The sequence below is a fragment of the Antarctobacter aquimaris genome (assembly GCF_900184945.1).
GTDB lineage: Bacteria > Pseudomonadota > Alphaproteobacteria > Rhodobacterales > Rhodobacteraceae > Maliponia > Maliponia aquimaris.
Genome location: NZ_FXYF01000040.1, coordinates 1 through 1,887, shown reverse-complemented (window position 1 = coordinate 1,887; position 1,887 = coordinate 1). Strand labels below are relative to the sequence as shown.

1 protein-coding gene is annotated in these 1,887 nt (G+C 67.5%); it reads right to left on the bottom strand.

The window, feature by feature from the left end; genetic code table 11:
- Positions 1-1,887 (bottom strand): acetate--CoA ligase (gene acs / locus MAA8898_RS25525; protein WP_094023824.1); only part of this gene is annotated, 1,887 nt, incomplete at both ends.

Sequence of the window (1,887 nt, the reverse complement as noted above, 5' to 3'; positions counted from 1 at the left end):
GTTTTCGATGAGGTCTTCGACGACGGAGGGGTCGGCGAGGGTCGAGGTGTCGCCGAGGGCGCCGTAGTCGTTTTCGGCGATCTTGCGCAGGATGCGGCGCATGATCTTGCCCGAGCGGGTCTTGGGCAGGCCCGGCGCCCACTGGATCAGGTCCGGCGAGGCGATCGGGCCGATCTCGGTGCGGACCCAGGTGCGCAGTTCCTTGCGCAGCTCCTCCGAAGGTTCCACGCCGTTCATCAGGGTGACGTAGCAGTAGATGCCCTGGCCCTTGATCTCGTGCGGGTAGCCGACGACCGCCGCCTCGGCGACCTTTTCATGCGCCACCAGCGCCGATTCGACCTCGGCCGTGCCCATGCGGTGGCCCGAGACGTTGATCACGTCATCCACGCGGCCGGTGATCCAGTAGTCGCCGTCGGCATCGCGCCGGCAGCCGTCACCGGAGAAGTAGTAGCCCTTGTAGTCGCTGAAGTATGTCTTCTCGAAGCGCTCGTGGTCGCCCCAGACGGTGCGCATCTGGCCCGGCCAGCTGTCCTTGATCGCCAGCACGCCCTCGGTCGGCGAGGCGTCGATCTCTGCCCCGGTCTGCGGGTCCAGCACCACCGGCACGACGCCGAAGAACGGCTTCATCGCCGCGCCTGGTTTCGTCGCGTGGGCGCCGGGCAGGGGGGTCAGCAGGTGGCCGCCGGTCTCGGTCTGCCACCAGGTGTCGACGATCGGGCAGCGGCCCTTGCCGACGACGTCGTTGTACCAGTTCCAGGCCTCGGGGTTGATCGGCTCACCCACGGTGCCGAGGATGCGCAGGCTCGACAGGTCGCACTTCTCGACGAACTCCTTGCCCTGGCCCATCAGCGCGCGGATCGCGGTGGGGGCGGTGTAGAACTGGGTCACCTTGTGCTTTTCGCAGACCTGCCAGAAGCGGCTGGCGTCGGGCCAGGTCGGCACGCCCTCGAACATCAGGGTGGTTGCGCCATTGGCCAGCGGGCCGTAGACGATGTAGCTGTGCCCGGTGACCCAGCCGACGTCGGCGGTGCACCAGTAGACGTCGCCGTCGTGGACGTCGAACACCACCTCGTGGGTCAGCGCGGCATAGGCCAGGTAGCCCCCCGTGCTGTGCACCACGCCCTTGGGCTGGCCGGTGGAGCCGGAGGTGTAGAGGATGAACAGCGGGTCCTCGGCGTTCATCTCGACCGGCTGGGAATAGTCGCCGGCCTCCAGCGCCATCTCGTTGTAGTCGTAGTCGCGGCCCTCGACCCAGGTGGTCTGGCCGCCGGTGCGCTTGACCACCAGGCACTTGACGTCGTCCTTGCAGTGCAAGAGCGCCTTGTCGGCGTTGGTCTTGAGCGGGGTCTTGCGGCCGCCGCGCGGCGCCTCGTCGGCGGTGATCACCACCTTGGCGTCGCAGCCGTTGATGCGCTGGCTCAGCGCGTCGGGCGAGAAGCCGGCGAAGACGATCGAGTGGATCGCGCCGATCCGGGCGCAGGCCAGCATGGCATAGGCCGCCTCGGGGATCATCGGCAGGTAGATGATGACGCGGTCGCCTTTGCGGACACCGAGGGATTCCAGCACGTTGGCCATGCGGCAGGTGCGGCGGTGCAGGTCGGCGTAGGAGATGCTCTGCGCCTGTTCCTTGGGGTCATCGGGTTCGAAGATGATGGCGGTCTGCTGGCCGCGTTTCGCCAGGTGGCGGTCGATGCAGTTGGCGGCGACGTTGAGCGTGCCGTCGCGGAACCATTCGATCCTGACCTGGCCGAGGGTGAAATCGGTGTTCTTGATCTCGGTCGGCGGCTTGATCCAGTCCAGCCGCTGCGCCTGCTCGGCCCAGAACCCCTCGGGGTCCTCGACAGACCGCTTGTACAGCGCGTCGTAGCGCGCAAGGTCGACGTGGGC